General features: G+C 61.7%; 12 protein-coding genes. All 12 read left to right on the forward strand.

Annotated features, from left to right (window positions below):
- The first annotated feature begins 13 nt into the window (after positions 1-13).
- The 12 genes from tssF (at position 14) to JFU11_RS15775 (ending at position 16410) form a co-directional block, all read left to right on the forward strand.
- Positions 14-1801, forward strand: coding sequence for a type VI secretion system baseplate subunit TssF (tssF, locus tag JFU11_RS15720; protein WP_201061207.1), 1788 nt, complete (start codon positions 14-16; stop codon positions 1799-1801).
- Positions 1765-2772 carry a type VI secretion system baseplate subunit TssG gene (gene tssG / locus JFU11_RS15725; RefSeq protein ID WP_123720199.1) on the forward strand — a complete coding sequence of 336 codons (1008 nt, stop codon included), beginning with the start codon at positions 1765-1767 and terminating at the stop codon, positions 2770-2772. The genes tssF and tssG overlap by 37 nt, the downstream gene beginning before the upstream one ends.
- Before the next feature lie 13 nt (positions 2773-2785).
- Positions 2786-5434, forward strand: a complete 2649-nt coding sequence (gene tssH, locus JFU11_RS15730; RefSeq protein WP_201061208.1) for a type VI secretion system ATPase TssH — start codon at positions 2786-2788, stop codon at positions 5432-5434.
- A gap of 10 nt (positions 5435-5444) precedes the next feature.
- Complete coding sequence (locus JFU11_RS15735; protein ID WP_201061210.1) at positions 5445-6962, forward strand: sigma 54-interacting transcriptional regulator; 1518 nt, start codon at positions 5445-5447, stop codon at positions 6960-6962.
- A gap of 93 nt (positions 6963-7055) precedes the next feature.
- Positions 7056-7196 (forward strand): hypothetical protein, encoded by a 141-nt coding sequence (locus JFU11_RS15740; protein ID WP_008150087.1) that lies wholly within the window; start codon positions 7056-7058, stop codon positions 7194-7196.
- A 17-nt stretch (positions 7197-7213) separates the two neighbouring features.
- Entirely contained in the window at positions 7214-8410 is a 1197-nt protein-coding gene (gene tagH / locus JFU11_RS15745) for a type VI secretion system-associated FHA domain protein TagH (RefSeq protein ID WP_123720203.1), read from the forward strand.
- A gap of 5 nt (positions 8411-8415) precedes the next feature.
- On the forward strand, positions 8416-8916 hold the full coding sequence (tssJ, locus tag JFU11_RS15750; protein ID WP_201061212.1) for a type VI secretion system lipoprotein TssJ: 501 nt from the start codon (positions 8416-8418) through the stop codon (positions 8914-8916).
- 2 nt (positions 8917-8918) lie between these two features.
- Positions 8919-10250, forward strand: coding sequence for a type VI secretion system baseplate subunit TssK (tssK, locus tag JFU11_RS15755; protein WP_123720205.1), 1332 nt, complete (start codon positions 8919-8921; stop codon positions 10248-10250).
- Between the two features lie 5 nt (positions 10251-10255).
- Positions 10256-11131, forward strand: coding sequence for a type IVB secretion system protein IcmH/DotU (gene icmH, locus JFU11_RS15760; RefSeq protein WP_201061214.1), 876 nt, complete (start codon positions 10256-10258; stop codon positions 11129-11131).
- A gap of 13 nt (positions 11132-11144) precedes the next feature.
- Positions 11145-14669, forward strand: coding sequence for a type VI secretion system membrane subunit TssM (gene tssM / locus JFU11_RS15765; protein WP_201061216.1), 3525 nt, complete (start codon positions 11145-11147; stop codon positions 14667-14669).
- On the forward strand, positions 14669-15397 hold the full coding sequence (locus JFU11_RS15770) for a PP2C family serine/threonine-protein phosphatase (protein WP_201061218.1): 729 nt from the start codon (positions 14669-14671) through the stop codon (positions 15395-15397). The genes tssM and JFU11_RS15770 overlap by 1 nt, the downstream gene beginning before the upstream one ends.
- On the forward strand, positions 15394-16410 hold the full coding sequence (locus tag JFU11_RS15775; protein ID WP_201061221.1) for a serine/threonine-protein kinase: 1017 nt from the start codon (positions 15394-15396) through the stop codon (positions 16408-16410). Before JFU11_RS15770 ends, JFU11_RS15775 begins: the two co-directional genes overlap by 4 nt.
- Positions 16411-16437 lie beyond the last annotated feature (27 nt).

Here is a 16437-nt window from a genome sequence, read left to right on the forward strand (position 1 = left end):
AGGCAGGTAACCCATGTCCTTTAACCACTACTACCAAAGCGAACTCACCGCACTTCGCCAGTTAGGTCGCCGTTTCGCCGAGCGTAGTCCCGCGCTGGCGCCGTATCTGGGCCAGGCCGGGCGGGATCCGGACGTGGAGCGGTTGCTCGAGGGCTTTGCCTTTCTGACCGGGCGCCTGCGCCAGAAGCTCGACGACGAGTTGCCGGAACTCAGCCACTCGCTGATGCAGTTGCTGTGGCCGAACTACATGCGGCCGCTGCCGGCGTTCAGCATTTTGCAGTTTGACCCGTTGAAGCGTTCCGGGCCTGCGCTGAAGGTCGAGCGTGATACGCCGGTGGAGAGTGTGCCGGTCGATGACGTGCGCTGCCGTTTTCGCACGTGCTATCCGACCGAGGTATTGCCGCTGGATCTGGCCGCGCTGACTTATTCGGTGAAGGGCGACGGTTCGCTGTTGAGCCTGCGCCTGGAGATGAGCGCTGATGGCCATCTCGGCGAGCTGGAGTTGAGTCGTTTGCGCCTGCACTTTGCCGGTGAGCGCTATATCAGTCAGATGCTTTACCTGAGCCTGTTGCGCAACCTCGAAGGCATCGAGCTGATCCCGCTGGACGGCGCCGGCAAGGCCATCAACGGCGTAAGCGGTCAGCCGATGGCGTTCAAGATGCCCGGCGACCGCGTGCAGCCGGTGGGTTTTGCCGAGGAAGAAGCGTTGATTCCGTATCCGTTGAACACCTTCCGCGGCTATCGCTACTTGCAGGAATATTTCGCCTTCCAGGACAAGTTCCTATTCGTCGACATCAACGGCCTGGACCTGCTCAAGGCATTGCCGGAAGACACCCTCAAGCAAATGCGCGGCCTGGAGTTACGCTTCGATATTCGCAAGAGCGGCATCATGCGTATGCGTCCGACACTGGACAACGTGAAGCTCTACTGCACGCCGATCGTTAACCTGTTCGAGCACGATGCTTTGCCGATTCGCCTCGATGGCAAACAGGACGAATACCTGTTGTTGCCGGCCGAATACGACCTGGAAAACTGCGGCGTGTTCTCGGTGGAAACCGTCACCGGCTGGAAGCCCGGCGGTCTTGGTTATCAGGAATACGTGCCGTTTGAATCCTTCGAGCACGACCCGAGTTTCGACGTGCCCACCAGCCGTCCGCATTACAGCATCCGCCAGCGTTCATCCTTGCTGCACGACGGCCTCGACACTTATCTGAGCTTCGGCATCCGCCACACCGAAGCCCACGAAACCCTGTCTATCGAGCTGATGTGCACCAACCAGAACCTGCCGCGCAAGCTCAAGCTCGGCGACATCTGCATGGCCTGTGAAGAGACCCCGGAGTTCCTCAGCTTCCGCAACATCACCCCGGCCACTTCGAGTTTCGCGCCACCGCTGAACCGCGACTTCCTCTGGAAGTTGATCAGCAACATGTCGCTCAACTACCTGTCGCTGGCCGACGTCAATGCGTTGAAGGTGATTCTCGAAACCTACGACCTGCCGCGCTACTACGACCAACACGCGGAAAAAGTCAGCAAACGCCTGCTCGGCGGCCTCAAGCACATCAAGCACCACCACGTTGACCGCTTGCACCGTGGCTTGCCGGTGCGCGGGTTGCGCACCGAGCTGACCATCGACCCGGAAGGGTATATCGGCGAGGGCGACCTGTTCGTGTTCGCTTCGGTTCTTAACGAGTTTTTCGCGCTTTACGCCAGTCTCAATTCGTTCCACGAGCTGCGGGTAAAAAGCACACAGGGAGAGGTGTACCAATGGACACCACGTATGGGCCTGCAGCCCCTGCTTTAAGCGGGCTGACCCGGGTAATACGCGAGTACTCGCTGTTTCAGGCCGTGCTGCTGGTCATTGACCGGCTGCGTGAGGCACACCCGCACCTGAGCGAAGACGACCTGTACGACCAGCTTGAATTCCAGGCCAATCCGAGCCTGGGTTTCCCTGGCAGCGACGTCGATCGCGTGGAGTTTTTCAAAGAACACGGGCAGATGCGTGCGCGTCTGCGTTTCAACCTGATCGGCCTGGTCGGTTCCGGTTCGCCGCTGCCGGCGTTCTATGGCGAACAGGCCCTGGGCGACAGCGAAGACGGCAACCCGACCCGCAACTTCCTCGACCTGTTCCACCATCGCCTGCAACGGCTGATGCTGCCGATCTGGAAAAAATACCGCTACCGCGCAAGCTTCCAGAGCGGCGCCCTCGATCCGTTTTCCTCGCAGTTGTTTGCGTTGATCGGCCTCGGTGGCGAAGAGATCCGCAGGGCTCAGGAGCTGAACTGGAAACGCTTGTTGCCGTACCTCGGCCTGCTCAGCTTGCGGGCGCACTCGGCGGCGCTGATCGAAGCGGTGCTGCGTTACTACTTCAAGCATGCCGAACTGACCATCGAGCAGTGCATCGAGCGCCGCGTCGAAATCCTCGACGAGCAGCGCAATCGCTTGGGTCGCGCCAACAGCATGCTCGGCGAAGACCTGGTGCTGGGCGAACACGTGCGCGATCGCAGCGGAAAATTTCGCATTCACATTCGCGAGCTCGACTGGCAACGCTTTCACGAATTCCTGCCGATCGGTTTCGGCTACCAGCCGCTGTGCGCGCTGGTGCGGTTCACCCTGCGTGACCCGCTCGATTACGACATTCGCCTGGTGTTGCGCCAGGAAGAAATCCGCGAACTGCGCATCGGTGAACAGAACGCTTGTCGCCTGGGATGGACCAGTTGGTTGGGCCGCGAAAAAGCGGACGGCGTGGTGACCTTGGGCAGCAAAATTCATTAAGGACAGATGACACATGATCAACGTAGACCTGCAACAACTTATCCAGGCGCTGGACGCCGAAACCCGTCGTGATCTGGAAAGTTCTGCCGAACGCTGCGTCGCCCGTGGCGGCAGCAAGATCCTCGTCGAAGACCTGCTGCTGGGCCTGCTGGAACGCCCGCAAGGCCTGCTCGCCCGTGCGTTGCAAGATGCCGAAGTCGATGCCGGCGAACTGAGCGCCGCGCTGCAATCGCGGGTCGAGCACAGCGCCTCGCGCAACCCGGTGTTCGCCCCGGAACTGGTGCAGTGGCTGCAAGACGCCTTGCTGGTGGCCAACCTCGAATTGGGCCAGAGCCAGGTCGAGCAAGCCGCGTTGATCCTCGCACTGCTGCGCAACCCGATGCGTTACGCCGGCAGTCGTTATCAGTCGTTGCTGGCCAAGCTGAACATCGAGCGCCTGAAAGAATTCGCCCTGTCGCAAAAAGAACAACCGGCCACCGGTAAACCCGCCGTGCCCGGCGAATCGCTGCTGCAGCGCTTCACCCACAACCTGACCCAACAGGCCCGCGACGGCAAACTCGATCCGGTGCTGTGCCGTGATGGCGCGATCCGGCAGATGGTCGACATCCTCGCCCGTCGTCGCAAGAACAACCCGATCGTGGTTGGTGAAGCCGGCGTCGGCAAAACCGCCATCGTCGAAGGCTTGGCCTCGCGCATCGCGGCCGGTGAAGTGCCACAGGTACTCAAAGGCGTCGAGTTGCTGTCGCTGGACATGGGCCTGTTGCAGGCCGGCGCCAGCGTCAAAGGTGAATTCGAACGTCGTCTCAAAGGCGTGATCGACGAAGTCAAAGCCTCACCAAAACCGATCATTCTGTTTATCGACGAAGCTCACACTTTGATCGGCGCGGGCGGCAATGCCGGTGGTTCCGACGCGGCCAACTTGCTGAAACCGGCCCTGGCCCGTGGCGAATTGCGCACCATCGCCGCCACCACCTGGGCGGAGTACAAGAAATACTTCGAGAAAGACCCGGCCCTGGCCCGTCGTTTCCAACCGGTGCAACTGCACGAACCGACGGTCAGCGAAGCGGTGACCATCCTGCGTGGTCTGGCTCAGGTTTACGAGAAGAGCCACGGCATCTACCTGCGCGATGACGCAGTGGTTGCAGCGGCCGAGTTGTCTGCCCGTTACCTGGCGGGTCGTCAGCTGCCGGACAAAGCCGTCGACGTGCTCGATACCGCTTGCGCCCGTGTGCGCATCAGCCTCGCCGCCGCCCCGGAAAGCCTGGAACGCCTGCGCGGCGAACTGGCCGAAGGTGGCCGTCAACGTCAGGCCCTGCGTCGTGACGCCGAGGCGGGTCTGCTGATCGATCATGAAGCGCTGGACGCTTTGGAAGATCGCTTGGCCGATGCTGAAGACGAAATGGTCGCTCTGGAAACCCTCTGGACTGAGCAGAAAGAATTGGCTGAGCGCCTGCTGGAGCTGCGTCAGCAACTGGCCAAGGCTCGCGAAGCCGCTGCCGTCGAACCGACCATCACGGTCGAAGAAGACGCTGAAGGCACCGTGATCGAAACCCTGCCAGTAGACGAAGCACAAAGCGTCGCTTCCCTGGAAACTGCGCTGAACGAAACCCACCGCGCCCTGACCGAGGCTCAAGTCAAAGAACGTCTGGTGAGCTTCGAAGTCTGCCCGCGTCTGGTGGCCGAAGTGATCAGCGCCTGGACCGGTGTGCCATTGGCGCAACTGGCCCGCGAGCACAACGCCAAGGTCGCGAGCTTCGCCACCGATTTGCGCACCCGTATTCGTGGTCAGGAACAAGCGGTTCATGCCCTCGACCGTTCGATGCGTGCCACTGCCGCTGGCCTGAACAAGCCTGATGCGCCGGTCGGTGTGTTCCTGCTGGTCGGCCCGAGCGGCGTCGGCAAAACCGAAACCGCGCTGGCCCTGGCCGACTTGCTCTACGGCGGCGATCGCTTCATCACCACTATCAACATGTCCGAGTTCCAGGAGAAGCACACCGTCTCGCGTCTGATCGGTGCGCCGCCGGGCTACGTCGGTTACGGCGAGGGCGGCATGCTCACCGAAGCCGTACGCCAGAAGCCGTACTCGGTGGTGTTGCTCGATGAAGTCGAGAAAGCCGACCCGGACGTGCTCAACCTGTTCTACCAAATCTTCGACAAAGGCGTGGCCAACGACGGGGAAGGGCGCGAGATCGACTTCCGCAACACGCTGATCCTGATGACCTCGAACCTGGGCAGCGACCGCATCAGCGAACTCTGCGAAAACGGCGCGCGGCCGACTGCAGAAGTGCTTGAAGAAACCATTCGCCCGGTGCTCAGCAAGCACTTCAAACCGGCGTTGCTGGCGCGCATGCGCGTGGTGCCTTACTACCCGGTCGGTGGCCCGGTGCTGCGCGAGCTGATCGAAATCAAACTCGGTCGTTTGGGCGAGCGCCTGAACCGTCGTCAGCTGGATTTCACCTACTCCCAGGACCTCGTCGATCACTTGGCCGAACGCTGCACTCAAAGCGACAGCGGCGCGCGCCTGATCGACCACTTGCTCGACTTGCACGTGCTGCCGTTGGTGGCTGACCGTTTGCTCGATGCAATGGCCTCCGGTGAAAGCCTCAAGCGTGTGCATGCGACGCTCGACGGCGACGCCAGCGTGATGTGCGAGTTCGCCTGAGGTGGGTGTGATGTTCACTCAAGTGCCGCAACCACTGGTCTATGCCGAAGCCTTGCTGGCGCAGTTCGCCAGCCTGTCGCGCGCGGCGGACGGTGCTGCGCTGCTGGGTGACTTCGTGCGCGGTTTGGCCGAGCTCAGCGGTTGCGAACTAACGCAGTTGTATTTGCTGGACGCGACCCACACCTGCCTGGGGATGAACGCCGAGTGCCTGAACGGCATTCTGCAACCCCGGGAAGGGGCGAGCCTGCCGGCGGATTACAACGGTGAACAACTGCTGCAATTCGCCCTGTGCCAGAACCGCGTGGTATGCCTCAGCGAGCTGAGCGGCAGCCTGCACGAAACCAGTTTCCTGCCGCTCCAGGCCACGCCTTGGCAGTCGCTGTTGTGCGTGCCGTTGGTTAATCAGCAAAAGGCTGTCGAAGGTTTGCTGCTGTGCGCCAGTCGCCGGCATATCGACCTGCAAGGCTTTGCCGATTCCCTCGGTCAACTGGGCTCGTTCGTGCTCGGCCAATTGCATTTGCTGCAGCGTTTGCGTCAGCCGACCGGCAATACACGGCCGACTCCGGTCAACGTCCCGAGCGCCAGCGGTTATGGCCTGATCGGCAAGAGCTCGGCGATGCGCCAGACCTATTCGCTGATCAGTAAAGTTTTGCACAGCCCTTACACCGTGCTGCTGCGCGGTGAGACCGGCACCGGCAAGGAAGTGGTCGCGCGGGCGATTCACGACTGCGGTCCGCGCCGTTCCCAGGCGTTCATCGTGCAGAACTGCGCGGCGTTCCCCGAGAACCTGTTGGAAAGCGAGCTGTTCGGCTACCGCAAAGGTGCTTTCACCGGCGCCGACCGCGACCGTGCCGGGCTGTTTGACGCGGCCAATGGCGGCACCTTGTTGCTCGATGAAATCGGTGACATGCCGTTGTCGCTGCAAGCCAAATTGTTGCGCGTGTTGCAGGAAGGCGAGATCCGCCCGTTGGGTTCCAACGACACCCACAAGATCGACGTGCGCATCATCGCTGCGACGCACCGGGATTTGTCGGTGCTGGTCAGCGAAGGCAAATTCCGCGAGGACTTGTACTACCGCCTCGCGCAATTCCCGATCGAGTTGCCGGCCCTGCGTCAGCGCGAAGGCGACATCCTCGACTTGGCCCGGCACTTCGCCGACAAGGCGTGCGCGTTTCTGCAACGGGATGCGGTGCGCTGGTCCGACGCGGCGCTGGATCACCTGTCCGGTTATGCCTTCCCCGGCAACGTGCGCGAACTCAAAGGTTTAGTCGAGCGCGCGGTATTGCTGTGCGAAGGCGGCGAGTTGCTGGCCGAGCATTTCTCCCTGCGCATGGAAGCCATGCCGGAAGACAGCAGCCTGAACCTGCGAGAACGCCTGGAGCAGGTTGAACGCAGCCTGCTGCTCGACTGCCTGCGCAAAAACGACGGCAACCAGACCCTCGCTGCCCGCGAATTAGGCCTGCCGCGCCGCACGCTGCTGTACCGCCTCGGTCGCCTGAATATCAATTTGGGTGACTTCGATGGGTAGGCAAAAGACCGTCGATTTCACCTCATTCGCTTCTAACAGCGCCACCCAAACGGGTCGGCGCTTTGCGCTTTGTCTACCCCTGGAGACCCTCTGATGTCTGTTCGTCACTGGCAAGCCGTCCTGCTGACCCTCGTCGTTCTATGCGGCCTTGGCGGCTGTAGCGGCAATTACAAATACAACGACAACACCTATCGCCCATTGGGTGATCCGCAGGCGGTCAATCGCGGCAAGTGACCGCAAGGAGTATCACCATGGAACTGGTTTTCGAAATGCTGAACACCAAGCAGTTCGTGCCCACGGATTTGTGCCAGAAGACCTTCAAGCAGGCCGGTGGCGTGATCGGCCGAGGCGAGGATTGCGACTGGATCATTCCCGACCGCAAGCGTCACTTGTCCAACCACCACGCGTTGATCAGCTACCGCGAAGGCACATTTTTCCTGACCGATACCAGCAGCAACGGTATCCAGGACAGCGAAAGCGGCGCGCGCCTGCGCAAGGGCGAGCCAATGCGCATCGAGCACGGCAGCGTGTACGTGCTGGGTGACTTTGAGATCCGTGCGCGGCTGGTGCGTGACCCGGCGACATTCGACGTTGAAGTCGGTCGTCCACAGGCCGCGGGCAGCATCATTCCAGACGATGCGTTCCTCGACCTCGACCCGCTCAATGCCCTTGACCAGCAAGAGCGTGTGTACTCGGAAATTGACGAACTGATCTCCCCGAGCACCACCATCGAAGACACCCGTCAGCGTGCCGACTACGCACGCATCGACATGGAAAGCCTGATGGTCCCGGAGCTGATCGACGCCCCGGCAGAGCCAGCACCGGCGCCACCGCCGAAAGCGGTCGAACGTCAGAGCGACGGTTTCTGGGAGCACTTCGGTGCAGCGTTGGGCGTGGACCTCAAAGGCCTGGACCACGACGCCCGCGAAGCCTTGGCGCTGAACGCTGCGCGTCTGCTCAAGCAAAGCGTTGGCGGTTTGCAGCAGAGCCTGCGCACCCGCAGCGAACTGAAAAACGAACTGCGCCTGGCCCAGACCACCGTGCAAGGCACCCACAAGAATCCACTGAAATTTGCCGTCGATGCCGGTGAAGCGCTGGGCATTCTGTTGCAGCCGAACAAGCCCGGTCAGTTGCCGGCGGAGCAAGCAATCTCCCGTGCGTTCCGCGATTTGCAGGCGCATCAGGTGGCGTTGCTGACCGCCAGCCGCGCCGCCGTTCGCGGCACCCTGGAACACTTCTCGCCGCAACAGCTGACCCTGCGTTTCGAGCGTGACAACAAGCCGTTGCTCGCCACCTCCGGCAGTCGCTGGAGAGCCTACGGGCGTTATCACCAGGCCCTGCGTCTGGACGATGACTGGAGCGAACGCCTGTTGGCCCGCGACTTTGCCCAGGCCTACGAAGAACAGATCCGCCTGATTTCCACCCTCCACACCGACCACCAAGGATGATGCGCATGTCTCGCTGCTCGACCGCTTTTTTCAAGACGCTGACTGCGCTCACTGCCCTCGTGCTGTTGGCCGGTTGCTCGTCGCTGTCGCCGTATTCCAAAGTGACCAAAGTCAACCTGAAGCTCACCGGCAGCGATCAGCTGAACCCGGACCTCAACGGTCGTCCGTCGCCGATTGTCGTGCGTCTGTTGGAGCTCAAGCACCCGGTGACTTTCGAGAACGCTGATTTCTTCAGCCTCTACGAACGCGCCAAGGAATCCCTGGTCCCGGACTTGGTGGCCAGCGAAGAACTCGAGCTGCGCCCGGGTGAAACCGTCGAACTCAAGCTCAGCGTGGAGGAGGGCAGCCGTTACGTCGGCGTACTCGCGGCTTACCGCGACCTGCCGGAAACCAAATGGCGCTACACAGTGCAAATCACTCCGCTGGAAGTCACCGTGGCTGACCTGACCCTCGATCAGGCCGGCATCCGCAATACCCATGAAACGCTCGCCAAGGCGGATGACTGATCATGAATTCCCATAAAGTCATTTGGCAGGAAGGCATGCTGCTGCGTCCGCAGCACTTCCAGCACAACGATCGTTACTACGACCACCAGATGAAGACCCGTACCCAGTTGCTGGGCAGCTACATCTGGGGCTTCCTCAACCTGGAAATCGACTTGCAGTTCCTCAACATGGGCAAACTGGTGATCAGCCAGGCCTCGGGGATTCTGCCGGACGGCAGCCTGTTCGAACTCGGCGGCAACACCGAGCCGTTGGCCCTGGACGTGCCGCCGAACACTGGCAACACGCCAATCTATCTGGCGCTGCCATTGGTCACCGGTAACCACATCGAGTCTCGCCGCCCGGAACAGTCCGACGTGCTGGCGCGCTACACCGCGTACGACGCGGAAGTCGCCGACTCCAACGCCGGCGACGACTCCGCCAGCCAAGTCAGCTGCGGTCGTCCGGACTTCAAACTGTTGCTCGGCGAGCAGCAGAGCGACCAGGCCTACGTGAAGCTGAAAATCTGCGAAGTGCTCGACACCACGCCCGACGGCGTGATCAGCCTCGACCCCGACTTCGTGCCGACCTACATTCAGGCGCATTCCTCCAGCTACTTGCTGTCGTGCCTCAAAGAAGTGATCAGCATGCTCGGCCACCGGGGCGACACCATCGCCGACCGGATCAGCTCCAACGGCAAAGTCGGTGGCGCGGAAATCGGCGACTTCATGATGCTGCAACTGATCAACCGCACCGAAATGCTGCTGCGCCATTACCTCGGCCTGGAACAGGTGCACCCGGAAGAGTTGTACCGCACGCTTCTGACCATGCTCGGCGATCTGGCGACGTTTTCCAGTGAGAGCAAACGCCCGCGTCTGGACAGCCGTTACCAGCACAGCGACCAGGGCGCGAGCTTCCGCAAACTGATGGAAGCGATTCGTCAGGTGCTGTCGATGGTGCTCGAACAGCACGCCATTGAACTGGTGCTGCAAGCGCGTCAGTACGGGATCATCGTATCGCCGTTGCACGATCACAAACTGCTGGGCTCGGCCTCGTTCGTGCTCGCGGCCAGTGCCAACTGCGACTCCGAAGAACTGCGCCATCGCTTGCCGGCGCACCTCAAGGTCGGCCCGGTGGAGCGCATCCGCCAACTGGTCAACCTGCACCTGCCAGGCATCAAGGTCAAACCGTTGCCGGTGGCCCCACGGCAGATCGCGTTCCACTCCAACAAAACCTATTTCATCCTCGAACTCAGTTCCGAAGACCTGGCGCAACTGGAGCGCTCCGGCGGCTTCGCGTTCCACGTGTCCGGCGAATTCGCCGAGCTTGAACTGAAATTCTGGGCCATCAGGAACTGACCGACATGATCAAGGACATGGAATACAACCAGGACGACAAAACCGTCCTGCTCGACCGCCAGGGCCACGGCCCGGCGTCGAGTCCGCTGACGGACTTCGCTGCACCGCCGCGCTTCGAACAGCTGGAAGAGCGGATGATCTACGCCGCCCGCTTGCGCCCGGCCGAAGCGTTCAACATCAGCCTCAATTCGCTGGTAGCGGCGGCGTCCGACTTGCTGTCGGAAGTGGTGCGACTCAAGCACAGCGACACCCGCGAAGACATGTACGCGCTCAACGAGCGACTGACCGCCGGGCTCAAGCTGTTTGAAGTGCGTGCGCTGCACAACGGCGCTGAAAGCAGCCAGGTGATGGCCGCCCGTTACGTGCTCTGCACCGTGGTCGACGAAGCCGTCGTCACCACACCGTGGGGCAACGAAAGCGAGTGGTCGCAGATGAGCTTGCTCAGCAGCTTCCACAACGAAACTTTCGGTGGCGAGAAGTTCTTCCAGCTGCTGGATCGCCTGTCGAAAAACCCGGTCAAGCACCTGCCGATGCTGGAGCTGATGTACCTGTGCCTGTCCCTCGGTTTCGAAGGCAAATACCGGGTGCAAGCCCGCGGCATGCTCGAGCTTGAAGGCATCCGCGACACCTTGTATCGGCAGATTCGTCAACTGCGCGGCGACGTGCCTCGTGAGCTGTCGCCGCATTGGGAAGGCTTGAACGATCAGCGCCGCAGCCTGGTGCGCATCGTGCCGGCGTGGATGGTGGTGCTGTTCACCGTGGTCTGCCTGGTGGTGATGTACTCGGGCTTCGCCTGGGTACTGGGCGAGCAACGCGAAACCGTTTTGCAACCTTATCAGCAGCTGGACCCGACTGCGGTTCAGCCGCAGTCGCAGCCGTAAACAGGGACGTGTGATGAAAAAGTTTTTCAAGAAAGTCGGCGCATTCCTGTGCCAGACCTGGGTCTGGACCCTGCTGCTGGTGCTGTTTGTCGCGCTGCTGGTGTGGTTCGTCGGGCCGCTGCTGGCGGTCAATGACTACAAGTTCTGGGAGGGCTCGACCTCCCGCCTGATGACCATCAGTGTGCTGTTCCTGATCTGGGGCCTGACCATGGTCTTCGTCAGCTGGCGCGCCGGTGTGCGCAAAAAAGCTGTGGAAGAAACCGAAGACGGCCAGGACCGTATCCGCCGCGAAGAGCTGATCGACGAAGAGCAGAAAGAGCTTCGCGTCCGCTTCAAGGATGCGTTGAAAACCCTGAAGACCTCGAGCCTGTATCGCGGTCGAAGCGAGCGCTGGCGCAGTGATTTGCCGTGGTACTTGCTGATCGGCCCGCAGGGCAGCGGCAAGACCAGCCTGCTGGACTTCTCGGGCCTCGAGTTTCCGATCAACAAGATCGACCGCAAACTCACCCGCGACACACTCGGCACTCGGCATTGCGACTGGTACTTCGCCGACCACGGCGTACTGATCGACACCGCCGGGCGTTACCTGACCCAGCCGGATGCCGAAGTCGATGGCAGTGCCTGGAGCACCTTGCTCGACCTGCTGCGCAAGCGTCGCCGCAACCGTCCGTTGAACGGCGTGCTGGTGACCATCCCGGTGGAAATACTGCTGGGCGGCAGCGAGCAAGACCTCGACACCCTGGCGCGCCAGGTGCGTGCGCGTCTGCAAGACGTGCATCAGAAACTCCACGTCGATGTGCCGATTTATCTGGTGTTGAGCAAGGCCGATCGCCTGCTCGGTTTCGACGAGTTCTTCGATCAACTGACCCGTGAAGAAAGCGATCAGGTACTCGGCACCAGCTTCCGCAAAGAGCAGAGCGGCACTGACGTGGCCGTGCTGCGCGCCGAGTTCGAAGAGCTGCTGCGTCGTCTGAACAGCCAGGTGATCATGCGCATGCACCAGGAGCGCGACACCCAGCGTCGTGGCCGCATCCTCGACTTCCCGCATCAACTGGGGCAGATCGGCGAGCGCTTGTGCCTATTCGTCGACATGGCGTTCACCGGCAACCGTTACCAGCGTGTCAGCCAGTTGCGCGGTTTCTACCTGACCAGCGCACCGCACCTGACTCAAGAGATGGACCAGACCACCGCCGGCATCGGCGCCAACCTGGGCATGAACGCCGGTATGCTGCCGACCCTGCGCAGTGGCCGTTCGCGGTTCATTCATCATTTGCTCAGCCGAGTAATTTTCCCCGAGGCCGATCTGGCTGGTCTGGACAAGCGCGAACGCAGCCGCATTCATTGGGGCCAACGTGCGTTGTACGTGGGCGCACTGGCGGCACTGGCGCTGTTCGGCATGCTCTGGGCTGGTGGTTTCTCGGCCAACTATGAGCGTCTGGAAAACCTACGTTCCCTGGCACAGAAATGGAATCAGCAACGCTCGGCCCTGACCGCTCGCGATGATTCCATGGCGGTGCTCAAGACCCTCGACACTAGCTACGCGGCGACCCAGGTCTTCCCGTACAAAGGTGACGTGTCGTACCACGAGCGCGGCGGCTTGTACCAGGGCGAAGACGCCAATCCGGTGGTCAAGAGCGCCTACGAGCGTGAGCTTGAAGCGCAACTGCTGCCACGGGTTGCAACACTGCTGGAAGGGCAGATCCGCGCCAACATGAAGGACCGTGAACGCCTGCTCAACAGCCTGCGTGCGTACCTGATGCTGAACATGAAAGATCGCCGCGATGCTACGTGGCTCAAGGATTGGGTCGCCACTGACTGGTCCCTGCGTTACGCCGGCAACACGGCGGTGCAGAACGGCTTGAACACCCACTTCGAGCGTTTGCTCAAGCAGCCGTTTATTTACCCGCTGAACGATCAACTGGTGGCGCAGGCGCGTCAGGTGCTGCGCAGCGAGTCGTTGGCCAACGTGGTTTACCGGATGCTGCGCGAGCAGGCTCGCAATCTGCCGGAATACCGTTTCAGCCAACACTTGGGCCCACAGGGTGCGCTGTTTGTCGGCACCGATTACGTGATTCCAGGGTTCTACACCCAACAGGGTTATCAGCAGTATTTCTCGATCCAGGGCACTGCGCTGGTCACCGACATCCTGCGTGACAACTGGGTACTGGGCGAAGGTTCGGGCATCAGCGGCATGGACTTGCGTCGCCTGATGGTCGAACTGGAGCAGTTGTACTTCCGCGACTACGCCAACTTCTGGAGCGAAGCGGTCGGCCAGGTGGCATTGCCACCGATCAACGACGCTGGTGAAGGCGCCGAGCAACTGGCTGGCCTGACCTCCGCCAACTCCCCAGTGCTGCAACTGCTGGTGGAAGTGCGTGAGAACACCCGTTTCCAGGTCATCGCAGACAGCGCTGATGAAGCCGCCGATGCGGCTGACAAGCTGGGCGAGAAGGGTGGCAAGTTGGGCAAACTCGCTGCGGCTGCCGCGGACAAAGCGTCGGACATGGCGAAGAACTTGCCGGACACCGCGAAGAAATCCCTGCAACGTCGCTTCGAACCGCTGCACCGTTTGCTGGATGACAACAACGGCCCGGCCGCTGATCTGACCCCGGCCCTGCAAGCACTCAACGACCTGCAACTGCAACTGTCGAGCCTGGCCCGTGCCAGCGCGCCGGAGCAGGCTGCGTTCGAAATGGCCAAGACCCGCATGAGCGGCCAGCGCGATGCGCTGAGCAACTTGCGCAACGCGTCGAACCGTCTGCCGCGCCCGGTAAGCGTGTGGTTCAACGTGCTGGCCGAAGACACCTGGCGTTTGGTGCTGAACGATTCCTACCAGTACCTGAACCAGCGTTATCAGAGCGAGCTGTACAGCTTCTACGGCAAGGCGATCAACAAGCGTTATCCGTTCAGCGCCCACAGCACCAGCGACGTTGCGATCAGCGACTTCCGCGAGTTCTTCAAGGCCCAGGGTATCGCCGACCGCTTTTTCGAGAACTACATGCGTCCGTTCGTCAGTGGCGATCCAGGCAACTATCGCCTGCGTAGCATTGACGGTCACAGCATGCCGATCTCCAAGGTCTACCTCGACCAGATGGCCGCGGCACAAGTGATCCGTCAGAGCTTCTTCGCCAGCAACCCGGCCGAGCCGCAAGTGCAGTTCAAACTGGAGCCGTACACCCTCGACCCGGCCGTCAGCCGTTCCGAGTTCAAGTTCGGCGACAAGACCATTGAATACCGTCACGGCCCGATCGTGCCGGTGTCGTTCAAATGGCCGACCGACGCTGAAGACGGTCGCACCAGCCTGGTCCTCGACAAGATGGCTGGTCGCCCGATCGGTATCGAGAAGAACTCCGGCCCATGGTCGCTATTCCGTCTGTTCGACCTGATGCAGACCGAGTACCTGATGGGGCGCGACGTGCTGGTACTCAAGGCTGACGTGGGTGGCCTGCGCGCCAACTACTTGCTGTCGAGCCAGCGCACGCCGAACCCGTTCGACATGGGCGTGTTGCGCACCTTCCGTATGCCGGTGCAGCTCTGATGCTGGTTGCCAGTCCCTGGCGCAGCGCTGCGCGTACCGATCCGGGCAAGGTTCGGGCGCGCAACGAAGATGCTTTCCTCGACTGTCCACAGCAGGGGCTGTGGGTGGTCGCGGACGGCATGGGCGGTCATCAGGGTGGCGACATCGCCAGCCAGTTGATCGTCGCCAGCCTGGCGGAACTGCCGGTGCAGGACGACTTCGACGAACGACTCAAAGGTATTCGCCAGTGCCTGCACTGGCTCAATCGCCGCTTGGGTCAGGAGTTGACCGTCACCGCCGGGCGCCATGACAGCATCATGGGCAGCACCGTGGTGGCGCTGCTGGTGGAAGGCAATCGCGCGGCCTGCATCTGGGCCGGCGACAGCCGCTGCTACCTGTGGCGCGGCCAGCGTTTGTATCAGCTGTCCAAGGACCATTCGCTGCAACAGCAACTCATCGACGAGCAGAACATGAGTGTCGAAGACGCTCGTGCGCATCCTGCCGCTCATGCGCTGACCCGTGCGGTCGGCGCTGCCGAGCAACTGACCTTGGACGTGCTCGAACTCGAGGTCTATCCCGGCGATGCGTTTCTATTGTGCAGCGACGGTTTGTATCAAGGGCTGAGCAGCGATGCCCTGGGCAACGCCTTGAGCCTGACCGCGCCACACGTTGCGCTGGAGCGTCTGTTCGACGGCGCTCTGCGTGGCTCGGCCCGGGACAACCTGACTGCCGTGGTGATCCGCCAATGACTGAGTTCATGCCACCGATCGACGACCTGCTGGTGACCGAGGAAGAAGCCAATAACCTGACTTACTTCGCGTTCGCCAAGCCTCTAAACGGAAAGCCGCATGTGGCCGAGCCTGCGCTGGCGCCAACCCGGGCCAGCGTCGGTGAACTGCCCGACGTGCTCGCCGGCCGTTACCGCATCGAGCGCCTGCTCGGTGCCGGTGGCATGGGTGCGGTTTACCGTGCACGAGACTTGCTGAGCGAACAGTTCGGCGACCCCGACCCTTACATCGCGCTGAAAATCCTCAGCGAAGAATTTGCCGAATCGCCGGACGCCAGTGCCTTGCTCTACAGTGAGTTCGCCCTGACCCGACGACTGCGCCACAACAATGTGCTGCGACCGCACACCTTTGAAGTGGACACCGACTGCCAGCGCGCCTTCATCACCATGGAACTCATGCGTGGGCTGACCCTGGACAAATTACTCTGCGAGCGCCCCTTGGGCCTGCCGTGGATAGAACTGCGCGACATCGCGCTGCCGCTGCTCGACGCGCTGGCCTACGCCCACGCTCGCGGCGTGCTGCACGGCGACATGAAGCCGAGCAACGTGATGCTCAGCGAAGAAGGCGTGCGCCTGTTCGACTTCGGCCTCGGCCAGGCGGAAGAGGGCATCCTGCCCGGCCTGCCACACCTGAGCCGCAACCGCTTCAACGCCTGGACCCCCGGCTACGCCGCTCCCGAACTGCTCGAAGGCCAGCCGCTGTCGGCCAGCGTGGACGTGTACGGCGTGGCCTGCGTGATCTACGAACTGGCGGGCGGCAAACACCCATTCCGCCGCTTGCCCTCGACCGAGGCCCGCGACGGGCACCTCGACCGCGAGCTGCAGGCACCAAAGAATCTACCGAAACACTGCTGGCCAGCCCTGCGAACGGCGCTGGCTTTTGATGCGGCAGATCGAACGATCACTGCCGCCCAACTGGGTGACGCTATGGGCGCCACATCGTCTTGGCTGCAACGTCTGCGACTCCGGGCGTAACGGATGACATTCGAACAGGGAGCAAAC

This window comes from Pseudomonas sp. TH37, from assembly GCF_016650735.1.
Classification (GTDB): domain Bacteria; phylum Pseudomonadota; class Gammaproteobacteria; order Pseudomonadales; family Pseudomonadaceae; genus Aquipseudomonas; species Aquipseudomonas farris.

Bases quoted from the DNA above. Each gene is read 5' to 3' on its own strand.
- tssJ (WP_201061212.1), top strand. From the start codon at position 8,416: ATGTCTCGCTGCTCGACCGCTTTTTTCAAGACGCTGACTGCGCTCACT.
- tssF (WP_201061207.1), top strand. From the start codon at position 14: ATGTCCTTTAACCACTACTACCAAAGCGAACTCACCGCACTTCGCCAG.
- JFU11_RS15775 (WP_201061221.1), top strand. From the start codon at position 15,394: ATGACTGAGTTCATGCCACCGATCGACGACCTGCTGGTGACCGAGGAA.
- JFU11_RS15735 (WP_201061210.1), top strand. From the start codon at position 5,445: ATGTTCACTCAAGTGCCGCAACCACTGGTCTATGCCGAAGCCTTGCTG.
- tagH (WP_123720203.1), top strand. From the start codon at position 7,214: ATGGAACTGGTTTTCGAAATGCTGAACACCAAGCAGTTCGTGCCCACG.
- JFU11_RS15740 (WP_008150087.1), top strand. From the start codon at position 7,056: ATGTCTGTTCGTCACTGGCAAGCCGTCCTGCTGACCCTCGTCGTTCTA.
- tssM (WP_201061216.1), top strand. From the start codon at position 11,145: ATGAAAAAGTTTTTCAAGAAAGTCGGCGCATTCCTGTGCCAGACCTGG.
- tssG (WP_123720199.1), top strand. From the start codon at position 1,765: ATGGACACCACGTATGGGCCTGCAGCCCCTGCTTTAAGCGGGCTGACC.
- JFU11_RS15770 (WP_201061218.1), top strand. From the start codon at position 14,669: ATGCTGGTTGCCAGTCCCTGGCGCAGCGCTGCGCGTACCGATCCGGGC.
- icmH (WP_201061214.1), top strand. From the start codon at position 10,256: ATGATCAAGGACATGGAATACAACCAGGACGACAAAACCGTCCTGCTC.
- tssK (WP_123720205.1), top strand. From the start codon at position 8,919: ATGAATTCCCATAAAGTCATTTGGCAGGAAGGCATGCTGCTGCGTCCG.
- tssH (WP_201061208.1), top strand. From the start codon at position 2,786: ATGATCAACGTAGACCTGCAACAACTTATCCAGGCGCTGGACGCCGAA.